We start from the raw sequence: 234 nt of genomic DNA, 5'->3' as shown, positions 1-234 counted from the left end.
GGCCAGCCCGGACTGCTGCACCACGGCCGCCATTTCACCCTGTTGTTCCGCCGTCGGCTGTGCGCCGTTCAGCGCTTCGCTGAGAACGCGCAGCTGGGTGATCGCGCCATCGTAGGCCATAAGCTCAGCATCGGTGAACTCCGATGGCGCGGATGCCTCCGCCACCAAAGGCGTTTGCATCGGCCCCCCCGCCGACTGGGAGTTCGCATCTCGTGCGAACGCCCCGACGGCTAA

The 234-nt window shown here is 66.7% G+C and carries 1 protein-coding gene; it reads right to left on the bottom strand.

What is annotated here, in order from left to right; genetic code table 11:
- A partial coding sequence (locus tag ACM5QX_RS29665; protein ID WP_414756779.1) for a hypothetical protein occupies positions 1-180 on the bottom strand: 180 nt, incomplete at its 3' end.
- Positions 181-234: the final 54 nt, after the last annotated feature.

The sequence above is a fragment of the Anabaena sp. CCY 9910 genome (assembly GCF_963920875.1).
In the GTDB taxonomy this organism is placed as follows: Bacteria; Cyanobacteriota; Cyanobacteriia; order Cyanobacteriales; family Nostocaceae; genus Trichormus; species Trichormus variabilis.
The sequence above is the reverse complement of the archived record's forward strand: the minus strand, read 5'-3'. Positions and strand labels throughout refer to the sequence as shown.